Consider the following 18,877-nt stretch of genomic DNA (forward strand, 5'->3'; position numbering starts at 1 on the left):
CGCCCGCAGGCCGCTAGGGTCTTTCGTTTGGATCAGGCCGGATCAGGGAGCGGGGCCTGGTGCGTGCAGCTGCAAGGCGGAGGAGGGAGTCAACGATGGGGGTCCCCCCGCGCGAGCGAAGCCGAGCGTGGGGGAGCGTTGGCGACTGACGCCAACGCCGCTGGGGGTCCCCCCACGCCCTTAAGGCAGTGGGGGAGTGCGTGCCAGGCCCCGCGAGCCCGGCGTGATCCAAACGAGAGGCCCTAGCTGTCCAGTTCCGCGATCTTCGCCGTGGACGGCTCCCGGCGGTGCTGTGCGGCCTTGGCCGTGAAGTCGGCGCTGCGCAGCACCCGTTGGACGTTCCACCAGGTCAGCAGGGACAGCTCGGGCTCGGACCAGCCGCGGCGGAGCAGTTCGGCGATCAGGTGGGGGTAGCGGGAGGCGTCGGCGAGGTCGCGGGGGTGGGCGGCGCCGGAGTCGTAGGTGCCGGACAGGCCGACGCACTCGGGGCCGGCGACCGAGCGGATGTGGTCGAGGTGGTCGGCGACGTCGCGCACGGACGGGCCGGTCTGCTCGGCCGTCAGCGGCACCATGCACAGCCCGTGCGCCTCGCCCAGCGCGGCGAGCAGGGCGTCGGGCAGGTTGGCCGGGTGCGGGCGCAGGGCGCGGGCGGCCGAGCGGGTGCACAGCACCGGGGTCTTGGAGAGGGCGACGACGCGCTCCACGGTGGCCTCGGAGGCGCCGGAGACGTCGGCGAGCACGCCGATCCTGTTCATCTCGCGCACCACCTCCTCGCCGAACCGGGTCAGCCCCGCCTCGCTCGCCCAGGCGGTGCCGGTCAGGGTGAGGACGCGCAGGCCGAGGGCGCGCAGGATGCGCAGGATGGGGAGCGAGTCGTCGAGCGCGGCGGCATGCGCGGGGCCCAGGACGACGGCGGTCCGGCCGCAGTTGCGGGCGTCGATGACCTGGCCCGCGGTACCCACCAGGCGCAGCCCCTCCGGATGGCTCTCGATCACCTTGCGCACCAGGTCCAGCTGCTCCAGGGTGGCCGCCACCGCGCGGTCGACGGCCAGCCCCTCCGGCAGGTGCAGGGACCAGAACAGGGCGGCCACATGGCCCTCGCGCAGCCGGGGCACGTCCGTGTCGACGGCCGTCTCGCCCAGCTCCAGGTCGTACCGGGGCAGGTGGCGCAGCGCCCATGGCAGCCCGCTGTAGCCGTCGGCGACGGGGTGGGCGGCGAGCAGGGCGTGCGCGCGCTCCACGGCCTCGTCGGGATCGCCCTGGTACGGCTCCGCGACGAAGGGGTCGTCCGGGAGGCCGCCCACCTCCGTCGCGGGGGGCAGGTCCTTCTGGAGGTCGGCCATGGCGGCTCCGTGCGTCGTCGCGAGCTACGTCGTGGTGGGGCGTATCGCCCACGGTCGCACGGACGGGAGGGAGCCTTCCTGGTGAGTGGGGCGTTCGGGGGTACGGCCGTCAGTTCGTGCGGGCGGCCTCGATCGCCTCGTCCAGCGTGTCCCGGGAGCGGACCAGGCCGGCCGACCGTTCCTCGCCAACGACCACCCGCCCTCGGTACGGCAGCGGGTCAGCCGTCGAGCGAGGCGATGGTCGCGACGGACGGCGCCCTGGTCGCCTGAAGGTCCCGGGCCACGTCCTCGGCCGCGCCCAGCACCCGTACGGCGTTCTGCCAGGTCAGCTTGGCCAGGTCGGCCTTGGACCAGCCGCGCTGCAGCAGCTCGGCGAGCAGGTTCGGGTAGCCGGAGACGTCGCTGAGGCCGTCCGGGGTGAACGCGGTGCCGTCGTAGTCGCCGCCGATGCCGAGGTGGTCGATGCCCGCGACCTCGCGCATGTGGTCGAGGTGGTCGGCGACCGTCGAGACCGTGGCGATCGGGCGCGGGGTGCGCTCCTCGAAGGCGCGGTGCACCTCCATCGCCTCGGGCGTGGTGTCCAGGTGGTGCAGGCCGTGGGCACGCATGTTCTCGTCGGCCAGCGCCGTCCACTCCACGGCCGCCTGGAGCACGAACTTCGGCACGAACGTCACCATCGCCACACCGCCGTTGGCGGGCAGCCGCTCCAGGACGTCGTCCGGGATGTTGCGCGGATGGTCGCAGACGGCGCGGGCGGAGGAGTGGGAGAAGATCACCGGCGCGGTGGAGGCGTCCAGCGCGTCCCGCATCGTCGTCGCCGCCACGTGGGAGAGGTCGACCAGCATGCCGAGCCGGTTCATCTCCCGCACGACCTCGCGGCCGAAGGCGGACAGGCCGCCGACCCGCGGCTCGTCGGTCGCCGAGTCCGCCCAGTCCACGTTGTCGTTGTGGGTGAGGGTCATGTAGCGCACGCCGAGCGCGTACAGGCCGCGCAGCGTGCCGAGGGAGTTGGCGATCGAGTGGCCGCCCTCGGCGCCCATGAGGGAGGCGATACGGCCCTCCCCGCGGGCGGCGTCCATGTCGGCGGCGGTCAGCGCGGGTGCCAGCTCGGCCGGGTAGCGCGCTATCAGCTGCCGTACGCAGTCGATCTGTTCGAGGGTCGCCGACACCGGCTCCGGCTGGTCGGCGGGGACGTACACCGACCAGTACTGTGCGCCGACACCGCCCGCGCGCAGCCGCGGCAGGTCGGTGTGCAGGTGCCCGTGCTGGTGCGCGGCGATGTCCAGCGCGTCGAGGTCGTAGCCGGCCTGTTCGCGCAGCGCCCACGGCAGGTCGTTGTGGCCGTCGACCACGGGGAACTCGCGCAGCAGCTCGCGGGCTTCGTCGAGCGAGGTCAGCGACGTCACGGGCGTCACTTCCCGAAGCCGAAGCCGCCGGAGCCCTCGACCTTGGAGCGCAGGCGCTTGCCCTTCTCGGTGGCCTGGTCGTTGAGGTCCTGCTGGAAGTCGCGCATCTTGTGCAGCAGGTCCTCGTCGAACGCGGCGAGCATACGGGCCGCGAGCAGACCGGCGTTGCGGGCGCCGGCGACGGAGACCGTGGCGACGGGCACACCGGCCGGCATCTGCACGATGGACAGCAGGGAGTCCATGCCGTCGAGGTACTTCAGCGGCACCGGCACGCCGATGACCGGCAGCGGGGTGACCGAGGCGAGCATACCCGGCAGGTGGGCGGCGCCCCCGGCCCCGGCGATGATCACCTTCAGGCCGCGGTCGGCGGCCTGCTCGCCGTACGTGATCATCTCGCGGGGCATGCGGTGCGCGGAGACGACGTCGACCTCGTACGCGATCTCGAACTCGTCCAGCGCCTTGGCGGCGGCCTCCATGACGGGCCAGTCGGAGTCCGACCCCATGACGATGCCAACAACAGGGCTCATTCGGTGATCGTGCCTCTCAGGTATCCGGCTGCGTGACGGGCGCGCTCCAGCACGTCGTCCAGGTCGTCGCCGTAGGTGTTGACGTGTCCGACCTTGCGGCCGGGCTTCACGTCCTTGCCGTACATGTGGATCTTGAGCTTGGGGTCGCGGGCCATGCAGTGCAAGTACGCGGAGTACATGTCCGGGTAGTCGCCGCCGAGGACGTTGACCATCACGGTCCACTTGGCGCGCGGGCGCGGGTCGCCGAGCGGGAGGTCGAGGACCGCGCGGACGTGGTTGGCGAACTGCGAGGTGATCGCGCCGTCCTGGGTCCAGTGGCCGGAGTTGTGCGGGCGCATCGCGAGTTCGTTCACGAGGATGCGGCCGTCGCGGGTCTGGAAGAGCTCGACCGCGAGGTGGCCGACGACGCCGAGTTCCTTGGCGATGCGCAGGGCCAGCTCCTCGGCCTGCAGGGCCAGCTTCTCGTCCAGGCCGGGCGCGGGGGCGATCACGGTGTCGCAGACGCCGTCGACCTGCCGCGACTCGACCACCGGGTAGGCGACGGCCTGGCCGTGCGGGGAGCGGACGACGCCCGCGGCCAGCTCGCGGACGTAGTCGACCTTCTCCTCGGCGAGGACCGCGACGCCCGCCCTGAAGGGCTCGGCGGCCTCCTCGACGGAGTCGACGACCCACACGCCCTTGCCGTCGTAGCCGCCGCGGACGGTCTTGAGGACGACGGGGAAGCCGTCGCCCTCTGCCGCGAACGCGGCCACATCGGCCGGGTCGGCGACGATGCGGTGCCGCGGGCAGGGCACGCCGATCGCGTCGAGCTTCGCCCGCATCACGCCCTTGTCCTGGGCGTTCACCAGCGCCTCGGGGCCGGGGCGCACGGGTATGCCGTCCGCCTCCAGGGCCCGGAGGTGCTCGGTGGGTACGTGCTCGTGATCGAAGGTGATCACATCGCAGCCGCGTGCGAACTCGCGCAGCGTGTCCAGGTCGCGGTAGTCGCCGATGACGACGTCGCTCACCACCTGGGCCGCGGAATCCTGAGGAGTGTCACTGAGGAGCTTGAACCTGATGCCCAACGGGATGCCGGCTTCGTGCGTCATACGCGCGAGCTGCCCCCCGCCGACCATGCCGACTACCGGGAACGTCACACCCCTAGGGTATCGGCCACGCCGAGGCGGCCGGATCGCGCGCCTCTCACCTCCTCTTACCCGGCACTTTCCGGCCTCTTTCCGACCCGTTTCCGAGCTGTGGCCTGGTCCACGGGCGGCCCACAGTCACGGTGGATAGCATGGCTGGGTCGACGAAACCTACGGACGGGAGCTGCACAGCCATGGAACGGCGTTCCTCGGGGCTGCACCGGCTCGTGGGCGAAGTGGCCAGGTTCGGAGCCGTCGGCGGCGCCGGGGTCCTGGTCAATCTGGGCGTGTTCAACCTGGTCCGGCACGTCTCCGACCTGCCGGTGGTGCGCGCCAGCATCATCGCGACCGTCGTCGCGATCGCCTTCAACTACGTGGGCTTCCGTTACTGGACGTACCGGGACCGCAACAAGGGCGGGCGCACCCGGGAACTCACGCTGTTCCTGCTGTTCAGCGCGGTCGGCCTGGTGATCGAGAACGGCGTCCTGTTCGTGGCGACGTACGGCTTCGGCTGGGACAGCCCGCTGCAGAGCAACGTCTTCAAGTTCCTCGGCATCGGTGTGGCGACCCTGTTCCGGTTCTGGTCGTACCGCACCTGGGTGTTCCGCGCCCTGCCGGCCCGGGAATCCGTCGAGAGCGCGGAGTCGATCCTGGCGGCGGGGTCCACCGAGCCCCAGCCGTCACAGCGCGTGCCGTAAGCCGCCGAGGGCGGTCCAGGGCCTAGCGGACAGTCGGCCGTTCGTCGTCCAGCTTGCGGGCCGGGGGTGTGCGGGAGAGGAACAGGCCGAAGACCGGCGGCTGGGACTGGAGCAGCTCCAGACGGCCGCCGTCGGCCTCCGCGAGGTCACGGGCCACGGCCAGCCCGATGCCCGTCGAGTTCCGCCCGCTGATCGTGCGCTCGAAGATCCGCGCGCCCAGGTCCGGCGGGACGCCGGGTCCCTCGTCGGTGACCTCCACGACCGCCTGGTTGCCGGTGACCCGGGTGCGCAGGGCGACGGTCCCGCCGCCGTGCATCAGCGAGTTCTCGATCAGCGCGGCCAGCACCTGCGCGACCGCGCCCGGGGTGCCGACGGCCTGCAGATGCCGCTTTCCGGAGCTGACGATGGCCCGGCCCATGCTGCGGTAGGCGGGGCGCCACTCGGCGAGCTGCTGCTGGATGACCTCGTCCAGGTCGAAGGTGACGGCGGAGCCGGTGCGCGGGTCGCGGGAGTTCGTCAGCAGCCGCTCCACCACGTCCGTGAGGCGTTCGACCTGCGTGAGCGCGACGTTCGCCTCCTCCTTCACCGTCTCCGGGTCGTCGGTGAGGGTGATCTCCTCCAGCCGCATGGACAGCGCCGTCAGAGGCGTACGCAGTTGGTGGGAGGCGTCGGCGGCCAGGCGCCGCTCGGCGGTCAGCATGCGCCCGATGCGCTCGGCGGACGAGTCGAGCACATCGGCGACCCGGTCCAGCTCGGGGACGCCGTACCGCTTGTGCCGGGGGCGCGGGTCGCCGGAGCCGAGGCGCTCGGCGGTCTCGGCGAGGTCGGTGAGCGGGGAGGCGAGCCGGTTGGCCTGGCGTACGGCGAGCAGTACGGCGGCGACCACCGCGAGCAGCGCGACCAGCCCGATGATCAGCAGGGTGCGGCCGACCTCGCGGGTCACCGTGGAGCGCGGCTCCTGCACGGTGACCGTCTCCCCCTCCTCGCCGTGCTGCGTGGAGTGGATGACGCTGCCCTTCGGCCTGCTGCCGATCTCGATCGGCGCCCGGTTCGGGAACCGGATCACCACGAACTGGTCCTTGCTGACCGGGTTGCGCAGCACGTCCGCGTCGACGTTCTCCGCGGCCAGGATCCGGCTGTCCACGATGCTGGCCAGCCGCACCGCTTCCGACTCCACCCGGTCCTGGGCGCTGTTGGTGATCGTCCGGGTCTCCACGATCACGAGGGAGATCCCGAAGACAGCGATCACCACGAGCACGACGGCGAGGGTGGACTGGATGAGACGGCGGCGCATGATCTGTTACCTGGAGTGACCGGCTGAACCCGGGCGGGGTTCAGCTCTTCTCGAAGCGGAAACCGACGCCCCGCACCGTCGCGATGTAGCGAGGGTTCGCGGCGTCGTCGCCGAGCTTCTTGCGGAGCCAGGAGATGTGCATGTCGAGCGTCTTGGTCGACGACCACCACGTGGTGTCCCAGACCTCGCGCATCAGCTGGTCCCGGGTCACCACGCGGCCGGCGTCCCGCACCAGCACCCGCAGCAGGTCGAACTCCTTCGCGGTGAGCTGGAGTTCCTCGTCGCCCATCCACGCGCGGTGCGACTCGACGTCGATCCGCACGCCGTGCGTGGCCGGCGGCTGCTGCGGCTCGGCGGCGCCGCGCCGCAGCAGCGCCCGGACCCGGGCGAGCAGTTCGGCGAGCCGGAAGGGTTTGGTGACGTAGTCGTCGGCGCCCGCGTCCAGGCCGACGACGGTGTCCACCTCGTCGGCCCGCGCGGTCAGGATGAGGATCGGCACGGTGTGGCCGTCGGCACGCAGCCGGCGGGCGACCTCCAGGCCGTCCATGCCGGGCAGGCCCAGGTCCAGCACGACCAGATCGACGCCGCCCTGCATTCCGGCGTCGAGCGCGGTGGGTCCGTCCTCGCGCACTTCGACCTCGTAGCCCTCGCGGCGCAGGGCGCGGGCCAGCGGCTCCGAGATGGACGCGTCGTCCTCGGCGAGCAGTACACGGGTCATGAGGTGATGGTAGACCGCCTGCGCGCAGTGCCGGGGTGTGATCGCTCCCAGGGATTCTTACCTTCGCAGCTTGCTGGTACGAACCATTGCTCGTGGGATGCGATCGTAGATAACACCTTCGAAACAGGTCCTGCGGTTCCCTGGACGCCTGTGATCCGCGTCTCAAGTCCTTCCATATCCGGCAGTGTCCTGCCGTATGGTGACGGGAACGCCTGTAGTGCACCGGGGACCTTTGGCGCGTAGATGACGCTGAAGGTCTCTTTTGTGTACGGGCCGATGAACATCAGAGATGAACATCGGCCTTGAAAGGAATGACCTCTGGCCGGGCCCAGGACGCGGACGTGACGCGCCGGGGCGTGGATCCCGGTGGTCGCCGTCCGCCGCTTCCGTGATCCGGAGCGGACTCCCCCTGGGCGTGGGGGTGGACGACCGACCCCGCCGGTGCCGGCCGCACCCCCACCGGGCGCGCAACGCTCCAGCTGCCGCGTCCCGACCAGCAAGGAACGACCATGGCGTCCAGCCTGACGAAGGACTCGGTCCGCCCGGGCACCCCCGGCTCCGAGAAGACCTTCTTCGGCCACCCCCGCGGCCTGGCCACTCTCTTCATGACCGAGATGTGGGAGCGGTTCTCCTACTACGGCATGAGGGCCCTGCTCCCCCTGTACCTCGTGGCCCCGGGTGGCCTGCACCTGAACGCGGGCACGGCGACCGCGATCTACTCGGTGTACGTGTCGCTCGTGTACCTGCTCGCCCTGCCCGGCGGCTGGTTCGCGGACCGTGTCCTCGGCCCCCGCAAGACGGTGGCCGTCGCCGGCATCATCATCATGCTCGGCCACCTGTGCCTGGCCCTGCCGGTCGCGGCCAGCTTCTTCGTGGGTCTCGGCCTCGTCGCCATCGGCTCGGGTCTGCTGAAGGCCAACATCTCGACGATGGTGGGTCACCTCTACAAGGGCCCGGACGACCCGCGCCGTGACGGTGGCTTCACCCTCTTCTACATCGGCATCAACCTGGGTGCCTTCGCCGCTCCGCTGGTCATCGGCACCATCGGTGAGAACGTCAACTGGCACTTCGGCTTCGCGCTGGCCGCGCTCGGCATGGCGCTGGGTCTCGCCCAGTACCTGCTCGGCGCCCGTCACCTGAGCGAGAAGAGCAGCGTCGTCCCGACGCCGCTGACCGCCGAGGAGAAGTCCGCCACGCTGCGCAAGGGCCTGATCTGGCTGGCGATCGCCGCCGTCTTCTACGGCCTCGTCGGTGGCACCGGCCACTTCACGCTGAACTGGGCGCTGATCCCGCTCACGATCATCGGCCTGATCGTTCCGGTCGTGGTCATCGCGCGGATCCTGAAGGACAAGGACCTCGACTCCAGCGAGCGTTCGCGGGTGTCGGCGTACATCTGGTTCTTCGTGGCCGCCGCCGTCTTCTGGATGATCTACGACCAGGGTGGTTCGACCCTGTCGATCTTCGCCGACGGCAAGGCCGAGAACACCATCTTCGGCTGGGAGTTCCCGGTCTCCTGGTACCAGTCGGTCAACCCGGTCATGATCATGGCCCTGGCGCCCGTCTTCGCCTGGCTGTGGCTGTGGCTGAACCGGCGCGGCCAGGAGCCGAGCACGATCGTGAAGTTCGCCTCCGGCCTGGTGCTGATCGGCGCGTCCTTCTTCCTCTTCCTCGCCCCGCTGTCGATCGCCGACGGTGGTCACAAGGCCGCGGCGATGTGGCTGGTCGCGATCTACTTCGTCCAGACGATCGGTGAGCTGACGCTGTCGCCGGTGGGTCTGTCCGTGACGACGAAGATGGCGCCGAAGAAGTACGCCTCGCAGATGATGGGCGTCTGGTTCCTCGCGGTCACCGCGGGCGACTCGATCACCGCGCTGCTGTCCAACCCGGCCGTCGGCGGGGTCAACCTCGACAAGACGGGCTTCGTCACCCTGGAGGCCGTGCTCGCCGTGGTCGCCGGTGTCGCGGTGTGGATGTACCGCAAGAAGGTCAACAAGCTGATGGGCGACGTCCACTAGGCGCTGCCGCTCGGCCTTGGCCGACGGAGGGCCATCGCATCCCTGTGGGTGTGATGGCCCTCCGTGTTTTCGACGGGCGCTTCGGAGGCGCCGCCGGCAGTCGGTTCAGCGCGTGCGGCGCCCAGGCAGGAACGTGAACACCGCGCCGCCCAGGAGGATCGCCGTGCCCGCCACCAGGCCGAGCGCCTTCAGGGCGCCGTGGTCGCCGGCACCGGTCTCGGCGAGGCCGCCGGAGCCGCTGCCGCTGCTGCCGCCGGTGGTCGACGCCGAGCCTCCGGAGGAGGACGTGCCTCCTGCCGCGCCGCCCGGCTGCTGGGAGGTGTCCAGGGTCAGGGAGACCTCCGTCTTCGTCGGCGTGCAGGTCGTCGTGGTACCCAGGGCCTTGACCGTCAGGACGCCCGGGGACAGCGTCGAACCACCGCTCGCGCCCGGCTTGTAGGTGCCGGTGAGGTCCGGGATCTCGATCGGCTCGCCGGACTTGATCTCCTTCGCGTTCGTGGGCCCCTCCACATGCACGGTGCCCTTGTCCGCCCCGCCCAGCACGACCTCCATCGACGGCTTCACGGAGTCCTTCGGGATGTCGACGGGGCTGTCCATCACCGACTTCTTGAACTGCACCGTGAGGTCGTAGCTCCCGCCGCTCTTCCTGGCGTTGATCTGCACCGGCGAGGTCGCGTTCTTGTCGCCGATGGGCGTCTTGCAGGCGTAGGGGATCTGCACCTCCTTGCCCTTGAAGTCGGTCTGGCCGGAGCCGCCGCTCGGCGAGGCGGAGGCGGTCGGCTTCGCCGTCGCGGAGTTCGTCGGTTGCGTCGAGTGGGTCGGGGGCGCGCTGGAGGACGTGCCGCCGCCGGCGCCCGTCACCTGGATCGTCGCCGCCTTCTGCACGGTCTCCTTCGGCGTGCACTTGGTGTCCGTGGACATGGCGTTGACGGTGTACGCGTCCGGCGTCAGCGTCACCTCGCCCGCGGTGGTCAGCTTCAGGGTGCCCTTCATGTCGGACAGCACCATGTCGCCGCCCTTGGGGATCGCCGGGTTCTCCCGCGGCCCCTGCATGGCGATGTCGGCGGCCTGCGCGCCGGCCGCCTTCAGGACGCCGGACGGCTGCACCGAGTTGGCGGGCAGGTCGATGATGTCCGGGTTCTTGGAGGCGGCCTGGACGAACTTCCACACGATGTCCACCGTGTCGCCGACCTTCGCCGTGGCCGGCGCGGTGATCTCGACCTTCGTTGTGCCGTCGACCGGGCTGATGCCGGCGGGCGGCACGCAGTGGGTGGCGAACGACACCTGGGCCGCCTGCGCGGGCGTCGCGGCCAGCCCCAGCAGGACGCCCGCCGAGCAGAGCACCAGTGCGGCGCCCGCGGCGCCCGTCCTCCTGGCCCGTGCGGCCGGTGCGGCCGGGGTGGCCGGGGTGGCCGGGGTGGCCGGTGCGGCCGGTGTGCCTCTCCTTCGCATGCTCACGTGCTGGTTCCCTTCCTGGTGTGAGTCGTCGGACTCGTCGGGCTGTCGTCGTGCGGTGCGGAGAGCCGGCCGGCCGGGCCGCCCGGAGCGGAGTCCGGGGCGAACCACGGCAGGGTCGGGGTCTGGGCGGGCTGCGGCTCGGGGGCGCGGGAGCGGGGCAGCCTCAGGGCGGGCAGGGCGGGCCGGGTGAGCCGCCGGTGGCGTACGGCGCCCGCCCGGCGCGGCCGTACCCGGTCCACCACGGCCATCCCGACGCGGAACACCGCGGCCGGGACGACAACGCAGAGCAGGATCCAGAACAGGGTCACGCCCCAGGGGCGGCCCACGCCCCACGGCTGCTCGGCGAGGAGCTTGCCGTCGTACTTCAGGGACACGGTGTAGTCGCCGTGCGCCCCGGCGGACAGCTCGACCGGCAGCTTGATCTGCGCCCGCTTCCCGGGCGCGAGGGTGCCGCGCCACTGCTGCTCGTCCCACTGGGGCGCGAAGACGCCGTGCGCGGTGCCGACCCGGAACACCGGGTCCTTGATCGGGGTGGAGCCGAGGTTGCCCGCGGTGAAGACCAGGGTGCGGCTGGGCGGCGCGCCGAACCAGGTGAGCAGGCCGCTGGAGCCGGTCAGCCGGGTGTCGGAGAGGATCGACAGCCGCCCGCCGGAGGGCTCGGCCGGCAGCGGCGCGACCGGATGCCCGGCCACCTGGAGGACGGCGTCCGCCTCGGCCCTGGCCCCGGTGACCGTGGCCACGTGCACCACGCAGGGGCAGGGCACCGGCGGCTCGGCGACCGGCAGCTTCTTGCTGAAGGCGCCGTCGGCGTCCGTGGTGACGGCCCGTCCGTCGCCGTTGGCGCAGGAGTTGGTGCCGCCGATCACGCCCCGCTCCGGGGTGGCCCGCCCACAGATCAGCAGCATCAGCAGCGTGTGCGCGCGCCAGCCGTCGCCGCTGACGGTGACCGAACCGCCGCTGCCCGCCTGGGAGTCGGAGAGCTGGACGGTCGGCCCGGCCGCCGCCGCGGCGGGGACCGCGAAGGGCAGCAGGAGCAGCGCGAGCACCGCTGCCAGCGCCGGGATCCGCATCGTGCCGGTCCTCACGTCACCGCTCCCGTCAACTCGACTTCCGTACCGGGTCGTTCGCCGCCATCCGGTGGTCCGTCGCCCTCGGCGTCCCTACGACGCCTGCGCCGCCGTGCGGCGAGGACGGCCACCGCCCCTGCCGCCGTGCCGGCCCCGGTGACCGCGCCCCAGGGCACGAACCGGGCCGAGGCGTGCGCGGTGGCGTGCGCCCCGCCCGCCGCGGTCACCGTCAGCCGTACGTCGACGAAGTCCAGGGCAGGCCGGCCGGGCCACGGCTCGCTGAGCGCGCGACGGGTGCCCGGGGCCAGCCGGACGGGCAGGGTGCGTGGGGCGCGGTCCAGGACGCGGCGGCCGAAGGCGCCGTCGGCGCGCACCGCCAGCCTCGGCACGAGGACGGTCGTACCGCGGTTGACCAGCTCGTACGTGATGCGGTCCCCGCGCACGGCGACGTGCTCGACGGTCAGCGCGGACACCGCCGGGCCGACCGTGCGCAGCCGCAGCCGTACGGTCGCCGTCCGGCCGTCCGCGTCCCGGGCGACGATCGCGCCGGAGCGGTCGCCGGGCGCGGCACCCGCCGGCACGGTCACCGTGAACGGCACCTCGGCGCGGGTCCGGGCGGGCACGGTCAGGGCGGTGCGGGCGAAGACGGCCGGCACACCGGTGCCGCGCAGCCGTACGCTGACGGGCTTCCGGCTCCGGTTCGTCACGGACACCGTGTCCTGGAGTACGGCGCCGGGCACGCCCTCGGCGTAGAAGGACGGGCGCCCGCCGCCGGAGGGCGCGAGGGACCAGTCCGACCGGTCTGCGGTGGCGGCCTCGGCCCGGGGGACGGACACCAGCAGCAGAAGGAGGGCGGCGCCGAGGACGCGGGCGGCGAACGGCATGGGCGGCTCCAGCGGTTGTGGCCTGAGCGTCGGCGGGCGTGACCTGTGCGGCAGCCGTCGTGGCCTGCGCGTCAGCGGCGTACGGCCGGATTCCGGCGGGTCAGCCAGAGTGCGCCCGCCGCGCCGGCGAGCAGGACCGTGCCGCCGAGCGTGCCGAGGGCGACGACCGAGTCCTCGGGGCCGGTCCTGGGCAGCTGGCCGCCGGAGTCGGCGCCGGTGTTCGAGGAGTTCGAAGAGTTCGAAGAGTTCGAAGAGGACGAGTTCGAGGAGTTCGAGGAGGACGAGCCGCCGGCCGCGGTGACGTCCAGGGTCAGCGCCGGCTTGGGACTGTTGGTCGGATTGCAGGTCGTCGTCGTACCGAGCGCCTTGATGACGAGCGTGCCCGGCGTGAAGGTGACCTTGCCGGTCTTCTTCGGCGTGTAGGTGCCGCTCAAGTCGCTGATCTTGATCGGGGTGTTGGCGGGGATCGCGGCCGAGTTGGCCGGTCCGCTCACCGGGAGCGTCCCGCTGCCGGCACCGCCCAGTTCGATGGTCGCGCTCGGGGTCATCGCGCCCTTGCCCAGCTCGACCGGGCTGGAGGAGACGCCCTTCTGCCAGGACATGGTGATCTTGTAGCCGCTGCCGCTCTTCACGCCCTTGATGTCGATGGGGGACACGGCACTCTTGATGCCGATCGGCGTCTGGCAGCGGTAGTTGACGTCCACGACGTCGGCGTGGGCGGCCGGTGCGGCCAGCAGCACCGCCGAGCCGGCCAGGGCCGCGGCGGACGCGAGCGCGGCGGTTCGTTTCGGGTACGACACGGTCGGTCCACCCCATTCATTCCTGACGGCATATCAGATTTGGCCGTCAAGGTACGCCCGGGGTCGTGAGGAGGGAAGACACGGCACACGCCGGAGTTGTGTCGATCCGGCGTGTGCGAAGGGAGGTTGGAGTGGATGCGGTGGTCCGAGCAGCGAGTCGGCGGAGTCCGGATCAGGACGGCGCGCCCAGCTCCGCCCACACCGTCTTGCCCGAGCGGCCGGGGGTGCGTACGACCCCCCAGTCCAGGCAGAGCCGCTGCACGATGAACATGCCGTGTCCGCCGGGACGGCCCGCGCGGTGCGGGGTGCGCGGGGCCGGCTGGCCGGTGCCGCGGTCGGAGACCTCCAGCCGGATCACCTTGTTGTCCAGGCCGAGGTACAACTCCTCGGGACCGCCGGCATGCAGGCAGGCGTTGGTGACCAGTTCGGAGACGACGAGGAGCACGTCCTCGGCGGCGGCCCGCTGGTCCGCGGTGGCGGCGGGCAGCCAGCCCCACGCGTACAGCGCCTGACGGGCGAAGTCGCGGGCGAGCGGGACGACCCCGCTCTCCCCGTCCAGGCGCAGCCTGCGGACCTGCCGTCCCGCAGCCGCCTGGGTGCCCTCGGACGCCCCGGAGGCGCCGCCGGGCCCTTCGGAGGCGCCGCCGGGCTGCCCGGAAGCACCGCCGGGCTCCGGAGCGCGGTCGCCCGGCGAGCATGGCCGGGTGGTGCTCATCAGCGCTTCACCTCACCGATTCACCAGTTCACGATTGAAGAGTTCCGGCACCGGTCGGTGCCGGCCGGTACGTACGCCGACTGCCCGCCGACGCCTGCCGGCCGCTCACGGCGGCGGAGCCGCCCCGCGCCCGTCCGGCATCCGTGCCCACCCGTCTCCTGCCCGGCCACTGCGGAGGAACACACCCGTGTTGGACGTGACCGATGCAACAGCCGGGGCGCCCCTCGCGCGCAGGCGGGGCGGGGAGGGCGGAAACAGGGGCTCAGCCGGCGCCGTCGGCGCTGTCGGAGCCGCCCTCGCTCTCGGGGCTGTCCGGGCTGTCGGCCAGGGCCGCCTCGACGGAGTCGTGGACGGTGAAGACCGTCCCGGCACCCGTGATCTCAAACACACGCGCGACGACGGGGAGCATGCCCGCGAGATGGACCCCGCCCCCCGCGGCTTCGGCCTTCAGCCGGGTGCCGAGCAGGACGTTCAGGCCCGTGGAGTCACAGAACTCCAGCTCCGAGCAGTCCACGACGAGCCGCGAGAAGCCCTTGCCCAGGAGGTCGTCGAGGGGGACACGCAGAAGATCGGCCGTGTGGTGATCCAGCTCACCCGCCGGCTTCACGACGGCACTGGAGCCCTCTTCCCGCACCTCCACCAGAAGTCGGCCCGACTGTGCGCTGCCGACCGTCCCGTGGTCCATGCCGTCTCTCTCCCGAGGTCGTGGCTGCTGATGCCCTCGAACACTACGCCTTCCCTACGACCTCCGACACCCGAACAACCGTACATATTCGGGCAAACCGCCATAGAACGCACTTGCGATCGTCGTGGTGAAGCAGGTAGGGCTAGTAGAGACACCTACCTACACGCCGGCTTTGGAGGCGCCGCACACCGCAGTGCACGCAGGCTTCGGCAGCCGTATGCCGAGAACGATGGAGGGCACCATGTCACCCCGGCTCGACGCATCGCACACCCCGACCGCGACGTCGACACCCCCACCGGAACAACTGGATCAACCCATCGAACCCCTCGACCCCTTCGAGGGACTCCCGGAGATCCCCCCGTACGACGAGGTCGGCCCGGTCGATGCCAGGGCCCTGTCCAAGACCCTCTTCCATCGGCTGGAGTCGCTGGAGGAAGGGACGCACGAGTATTCGTACGTCCGCAACACGCTGGTCGAGCTGAACCTCGCGCTCGTGAAGTTCGCCGCCTCCCGCTTCCGCTCGCGCAGCGAGCCGATGGAGGACATCATCCAGGTCGGCACGATCGGCCTGATCAAGGCGATCGACCGCTTCGAACTCTCACGCGGAGTCGAGTTCCCCACCTTCGCGATGCCGACCATCATCGGCGAGATCAAGCGCTTCTTCCGCGACACCTCGTGGTCCGTGCGCGTCCCGCGCCGGCTGCAGGAGCTGCGCCTGGACCTGGCCAAGGCCGGGGACGAGCTGGCCCAGCAGCTGGACCGCGCACCCACGGTCGGCGAACTGGCCGAGCGCCTCGGCATCTCCAAGGACGAGGTCGTGGAGGGCATGGCCGCCTCGAACGCGTACACCGCCTCCTCGCTGGACGCCCAGCCGGAGGAGGACGAGTCCGAGGGCGCGCTCGCGGACCGTATCGGGTACGAGGACCACGGACTCGAAGGCATCGAGTACGTCGAGTCGCTCAAGCCGCTGATCGCCGGACTCCCGCCCCGGGACCGGAAGATCCTGTCCCTGCGCTTCGTGGCGGGCATGACCCAGTCGGAGATCGGCGACGAACTCGGCATCTCCCAGATGCACGTGTCCCGGCTGCTGTCCCGCACGCTGGTACGCCTGCGCAAGGGGCTGACACTGGAGGAGTGACCCTCCGTCCGCTCACGGGAAGTGGCCCGGCCGACAAGGCCGGGCCGCTTCGCCGTTCTTGGGACGGTTAAGCGCTTGCAGGTCTCAACCGTTACCTCAGTTACCTGGAGTAACGACTTTCCCGAAGCGGCACTCTCCCCCACCATGGGCCCCCAAACCTACTGGCAGGTAAGGGACTTCGGGGGACGGAGGCTGCGGCATGGCTCGTGGGGACCGGGGTGAGGCCGGCGAGGACTGCGCGGACGCGCCGGACGCCCGGCTGACCGAACTCCTGCGCACCCCCACGCCGACGGCGTACCCCGCGCTGCAGGAGCTGCGCCGACGACACCTCCCGGCGATCCTCGCCTACGCCCGGCTGTGCGCCGCGAGCGAGGCCGCGGCACGGCGGCTGGCGGCGGAGGCGTTCACCACCGCGGCCCGGGAGGCCGCCCGCGGTGTCGACCCGGCCGTCCCGCTGCGGCACCGGCTCCTGCTGCTCACCGCCCGGCTGGCCGCGGCCTGGGCGCGCGACGAACGCTCGGTGGGTGTGGACCCCGGCCTGCTGCTGGTACTGAACACGACCGGCGCGCCGCCCGACGGCCCGACCCCGCCCCTGCTTCCCGCCTTCCGCTCGCTCCCGTCCCGCACCCAGGGCCTGCTCTGGTACGGCGTCCTGGAGGAGGAGCCGCAGGACGTGACCGCCGCCTTCCTCGGCCTGAGCCGCACGGACGTGGCCTACGGCACCCCGCAGGCCCTCAAGGCCCTGGCCCAGGCCTGCCTGCACCACCGCCTGGCCGCCTCGGGCGACCCGCGCTGCGCCGACTTCCGCCGGCTCATCGAGGAGGCGGTACGACCGCAGGGCCCGCGCCCGAGCGCCGACCTGGACGCACATCGCGCCCACTGCCCGCACTGCACGGCGGCGTACGAGGACCTGACCGCGCTGCGGGACGCACCGCGACAGGCCCTGGCGGAGGGCCTGCTGCCCTGGAACGGCACGGCATACACACGCGACCCCGAGCCCCCGTCTGCACCCAACCCCCCTGCCCCCAAAGGGGACTGGCCCCTACGCCGCCGCCTCCTGCTGGCCTCGGCGGCCCTGGGGGTGGCCCTGACCCCGCTCCTGGTGTTCCTGCTGACCCCGGCGGACGGCTCCAACGAACAACCGATGGCGGCGACCCCCACGCCTCCCCCGGTGACGGTGACGGCAACGGTCTCGATCCCCGCGCCGCCCGCACCGACCCCCTCCGCCACCTCCAAGTCCCCGAAAGCGACCCGGACTTCACACCGCTCGCCGACCAGCCCCCGGCCCAGTCCTCCGCCCACCCGGAAACCCCCGAAGCCGTCCCCCGCACCCGCTCCTTTGGGCAGCGCCTTCGCCCAGGTGGTGAACCTCGCCACGGGCCTCTGCCTGGACATCCGCGACGGCTACCTGGACGAGGGCAACGACGTCGTCACGGCCCCCTGCTCCGGCTCCCCCACGCAACGCTGGCGCGTCGACGCCGACCTGGGCGTCCTGCGCTCGTCCGCCGACCCCGACTTCTGCCTGGACAGCCGCGGTTCGATCGACCGCGGCGTGGGCATCTGGGAGTGCGACTCGGTCTACGGCCGCAACGGCCGCAACCTCCGCTTCACCGTCACCCCCGACGGCACGGTCCGCCCGGCCATCGCCCCGGACACGGCAGTGACCCCGGACGGCCACTACGGCGTGTCCCTGGAACCCCTCGCCCCCGGCCCCGCACAACACTGGCGGGCTGGGGCCGCCTGAACCGGCCCAAGCGGCGGAAGGCTCGTGCCCTGGCGCGGAACGCGGTGATGGCCCGGCACAGGAGTCGGGGCTGACCTCGCTCAGACGACCCGCACGCCCCGGCGCCACACCCCGCTCACCAGCGGAACCCCCGGGCGGTAGGCCAGGTGGACGTGGCTGGGGGCGTCCAGGAGGGTCAGGTCTGCCTGGGCACCGGGGGTGAGGTGGCCGATGTCGGTGCGGCGCAGAGCTGCGGCCCCGCCCGCCGTGGCGGACCAGACCGCCTCGTCGGGGGTCATCCGCATGTCACGGACCGCGAGGGCGATGCAGAAGGGGACCGAGGAGGTGAAGGACGAGCCCGGGTTGCAGTCCGTGGACAGGGCGACCGTGACGCCCGCGTCCAGGAGGCGGCGGGCGTCGGGCCACTGCGCGCGGGTGGAGAACTCCGCGCCGGGCAGGAGGGTGGCGACCGTCCGGCTGTTCGCCAGGGCGTCGACGTCCTCGTCCGTCAGGTGGGTGCAGTGGTCCGCGCTCGCCGCGTCCAGTTCCACGGCCAGCTGTACGCCGGGGCCGTAGGAGAGCTGGTTGGCGTGGACGCGGGGGTGCAGGCCCTTCGCCTTGCCCGCGGTGAGGATCGCGCGGGCCTGGTCGCCGTCGAAGGCGCCCTTCTCGCAGAAGACGTCGACCCAACGGGCGTGCGGCGCGCACGCGTCCAGCATCTCGCCGGTGACCAGGGCCACGTACGCGGCCGGGTCGTCGGCGTAGTCGGGGGACACGATGTGGGCGCCGAGGTACGTCACCTCCTCGGTGTGCTTCGCCGCGATGCGCAGGGCACGGGACTCGTCCTCCACCGTCAGGCCGTAGCCCGACTTCGTCTCGAACGTCGTCGTGCCCTGGCGGAGCGCCTCGTACAGGTAACGGGTGAGGTTCGCCTCCAGTTCCTCGTCCGTCGCGGCGCGGGTGGCCGCGACCGTGGTGCGGATGCCGCCCGCCGTGTAGGAGCGGCCGGACATGCGGGCGTTGAACTCCTGCGTGCGGTCACCGGCGAAGACCAGGTGGGAGTGGGAGTCCACGAAGCCCGGCAGCACCGCCCGGCCGCCCGCGTCGACCCGGTTGTCAGTGGCGGGTGCTTTGCTGGATTCACCGGTCCACGCGATGCGGTCGCCGTCGATGACGACGGCCGCGTCCTGGATCAGACCGAGGGGGGATCCGTCACCGAGGGAGGGGTCATTGGTGACCAGCGTGGCGATGTTGGTGATGACGGTGCTGCTGCTCATGGTGT

17 protein-coding genes are annotated in these 18,877 nt (G+C 71.9%); 4 read left to right on the forward strand and 13 right to left on the reverse strand.

Translation table 11 applies throughout. The annotated features are described in order from the left end of the window. Positions 1 to 242: 242 nt before the first annotated feature. From ACWD3E_RS13480 to ACWD3E_RS13495, 4 genes are all read right to left on the reverse strand, one after another. Positions 243 to 1,343 carry a dipeptidase gene (locus ACWD3E_RS13480; RefSeq protein WP_451387705.1) on the reverse strand — a complete coding sequence of 367 codons (1,101 nt, stop codon included), beginning with the start codon at positions 1,341 to 1,343 and terminating at the stop codon, positions 243 to 245. Between the two features lie 218 nt (positions 1,344 to 1,561). Beyond that, complete coding sequence (locus ACWD3E_RS13485) at positions 1,562 to 2,740, reverse strand: dipeptidase (RefSeq protein WP_451388134.1); 1,179 nt, start codon at positions 2,738 to 2,740, stop codon at positions 1,562 to 1,564. Between the two features lie 14 nt (positions 2,741 to 2,754). Beyond that, complete coding sequence (gene purE, locus ACWD3E_RS13490) at positions 2,755 to 3,276, reverse strand: 5-(carboxyamino)imidazole ribonucleotide mutase (protein ID WP_451355699.1); 522 nt, start codon at positions 3,274 to 3,276, stop codon at positions 2,755 to 2,757. Next, positions 3,273 to 4,412 carry a 5-(carboxyamino)imidazole ribonucleotide synthase gene (locus ACWD3E_RS13495; RefSeq protein ID WP_451387706.1) on the reverse strand — a complete coding sequence of 380 codons (1,140 nt, stop codon included), beginning with the start codon at positions 4,410 to 4,412 and terminating at the stop codon, positions 3,273 to 3,275. Before ACWD3E_RS13495 ends, purE begins: the two co-directional genes overlap by 4 nt. A gap of 182 nt (positions 4,413 to 4,594) precedes the next feature. Here ACWD3E_RS13495 and ACWD3E_RS13500 point away from each other — a divergent pair, with 182 nt between their 5' ends. Next, complete coding sequence (locus ACWD3E_RS13500; RefSeq protein ID WP_451387707.1) at positions 4,595 to 5,098, forward strand: GtrA family protein; 504 nt, start codon at positions 4,595 to 4,597, stop codon at positions 5,096 to 5,098. Positions 5,099 to 5,120: 22 nt separating this feature from the next. Here the strand turns inward: ACWD3E_RS13500 and ACWD3E_RS13505 are convergent, their stop codons facing one another. Both ACWD3E_RS13505 and ACWD3E_RS13510 read right to left on the reverse strand, forming a co-directional pair. Continuing rightward, positions 5,121 to 6,392, reverse strand: coding sequence for an ATP-binding protein (locus ACWD3E_RS13505; RefSeq protein WP_451387708.1), 1,272 nt, complete (start codon positions 6,390 to 6,392; stop codon positions 5,121 to 5,123). Positions 6,393 to 6,432: 40 nt separating this feature from the next. After that, positions 6,433 to 7,110: a response regulator transcription factor gene (locus tag ACWD3E_RS13510; RefSeq protein ID WP_020940464.1), complete on the reverse strand. Its 678-nt coding sequence runs from the start codon at positions 7,108 to 7,110 to the stop codon at positions 6,433 to 6,435. Between the two features lie 509 nt (positions 7,111 to 7,619). Between ACWD3E_RS13510 and ACWD3E_RS13515 the strand changes: the two genes are divergently transcribed. Further along, complete coding sequence (locus ACWD3E_RS13515) at positions 7,620 to 9,125, forward strand: oligopeptide:H+ symporter (protein ID WP_451387709.1); 1,506 nt, start codon at positions 7,620 to 7,622, stop codon at positions 9,123 to 9,125. A gap of 105 nt (positions 9,126 to 9,230) precedes the next feature. On the opposite strand, the gene ACWD3E_RS13520 is transcribed toward ACWD3E_RS13515, so the two are convergent. The 6 genes from ACWD3E_RS13520 to ACWD3E_RS13545 form a co-directional block, all read right to left on the reverse strand. Continuing rightward, a complete protein-coding gene (locus tag ACWD3E_RS13520) occupies positions 9,231 to 10,469 on the reverse strand; it encodes a hypothetical protein (RefSeq protein ID WP_451388135.1) in 1,239 nt (412 codons plus the stop codon). A gap of 110 nt (positions 10,470 to 10,579) precedes the next feature. Then, positions 10,580 to 11,653, reverse strand: coding sequence for a hypothetical protein (locus ACWD3E_RS13525; RefSeq protein WP_451388136.1), 1,074 nt, complete (start codon positions 11,651 to 11,653; stop codon positions 10,580 to 10,582). Between the two features lie 11 nt (positions 11,654 to 11,664). Next, positions 11,665 to 12,534, reverse strand: coding sequence for a COG1470 family protein (locus ACWD3E_RS13530; RefSeq protein WP_451387710.1), 870 nt, complete (start codon positions 12,532 to 12,534; stop codon positions 11,665 to 11,667). Between the two features lie 71 nt (positions 12,535 to 12,605). Continuing rightward, entirely contained in the window at positions 12,606 to 13,334 is a 729-nt protein-coding gene (locus ACWD3E_RS13535) for an LPXTG cell wall anchor domain-containing protein (RefSeq protein ID WP_451387711.1), read from the reverse strand. A 172-nt stretch (positions 13,335 to 13,506) separates the two neighbouring features. Further along, positions 13,507 to 14,049 (reverse strand): ATP-binding protein, encoded by a 543-nt coding sequence (locus ACWD3E_RS13540; protein ID WP_451387712.1) that lies wholly within the window; start codon positions 14,047 to 14,049, stop codon positions 13,507 to 13,509. Positions 14,050 to 14,311: 262 nt separating this feature from the next. Further along, on the reverse strand, positions 14,312 to 14,734 hold the full coding sequence (locus tag ACWD3E_RS13545; RefSeq protein WP_451387713.1) for an STAS domain-containing protein: 423 nt from the start codon (positions 14,732 to 14,734) through the stop codon (positions 14,312 to 14,314). 241 nt (positions 14,735 to 14,975) lie between these two features. Here ACWD3E_RS13545 and ACWD3E_RS13550 point away from each other — a divergent pair, with 241 nt between their 5' ends. Both ACWD3E_RS13550 and ACWD3E_RS13555 read left to right on the forward strand, forming a co-directional pair. After that, a complete protein-coding gene (locus ACWD3E_RS13550; RefSeq protein WP_451387714.1) occupies positions 14,976 to 15,872 on the forward strand; it encodes an RNA polymerase sigma factor SigF in 897 nt (298 codons plus the stop codon). Between the two features lie 199 nt (positions 15,873 to 16,071). Next, complete coding sequence (locus ACWD3E_RS13555; protein ID WP_451387715.1) at positions 16,072 to 17,616, forward strand: ricin-type beta-trefoil lectin domain protein; 1,545 nt, start codon at positions 16,072 to 16,074, stop codon at positions 17,614 to 17,616. An 80-nt stretch (positions 17,617 to 17,696) separates the two neighbouring features. Here the strand turns inward: ACWD3E_RS13555 and hutI are convergent, their stop codons facing one another. Next, entirely contained in the window at positions 17,697 to 18,872 is a 1,176-nt protein-coding gene (gene hutI / locus ACWD3E_RS13560; protein ID WP_451387716.1) for an imidazolonepropionase, read from the reverse strand. Positions 18,873 to 18,877 lie beyond the last annotated feature (5 nt).

It is taken from the genome of Streptomyces sp. NPDC002676 (assembly GCF_053592455.1).

Coding starts and splice junctions, on each gene's coding strand:
- ACWD3E_RS13500 (WP_451387707.1), top strand. CDS start 4,595: ATGGAACGGCGTTCCTCGGGGCTGCACCGGCTCGTGGGCGAAGTGGCC.
- purE (WP_451355699.1), bottom strand. CDS start 3,276: ATGAGCCCTGTTGTTGGCATCGTCATGGGGTCGGACTCCGACTGGCCC.
- ACWD3E_RS13480 (WP_451387705.1), bottom strand. CDS start 1,343: ATGGCCGACCTCCAGAAGGACCTGCCCCCCGCGACGGAGGTGGGCGGC.
- ACWD3E_RS13530 (WP_451387710.1), bottom strand. CDS start 12,534: ATGCCGTTCGCCGCCCGCGTCCTCGGCGCCGCCCTCCTTCTGCTGCTG.
- ACWD3E_RS13510 (WP_020940464.1), bottom strand. CDS start 7,110: ATGACCCGTGTACTGCTCGCCGAGGACGACGCGTCCATCTCGGAGCCG.
- ACWD3E_RS13515 (WP_451387709.1), top strand. CDS start 7,620: ATGGCGTCCAGCCTGACGAAGGACTCGGTCCGCCCGGGCACCCCCGGC.
- ACWD3E_RS13525 (WP_451388136.1), bottom strand. CDS start 11,653: ATGCGGATCCCGGCGCTGGCAGCGGTGCTCGCGCTGCTCCTGCTGCCC.
- hutI (WP_451387716.1), bottom strand. CDS start 18,872: ATGAGCAGCAGCACCGTCATCACCAACATCGCCACGCTGGTCACCAAT.
- ACWD3E_RS13540 (WP_451387712.1), bottom strand. CDS start 14,049: ATGAGCACCACCCGGCCATGCTCGCCGGGCGACCGCGCTCCGGAGCCC.
- ACWD3E_RS13505 (WP_451387708.1), bottom strand. CDS start 6,392: ATGCGCCGCCGTCTCATCCAGTCCACCCTCGCCGTCGTGCTCGTGGTG.
- ACWD3E_RS13545 (WP_451387713.1), bottom strand. CDS start 14,734: ATGGACCACGGGACGGTCGGCAGCGCACAGTCGGGCCGACTTCTGGTG.
- ACWD3E_RS13555 (WP_451387715.1), top strand. CDS start 16,072: ATGGCTCGTGGGGACCGGGGTGAGGCCGGCGAGGACTGCGCGGACGCG.
- ACWD3E_RS13550 (WP_451387714.1), top strand. CDS start 14,976: ATGTCACCCCGGCTCGACGCATCGCACACCCCGACCGCGACGTCGACA.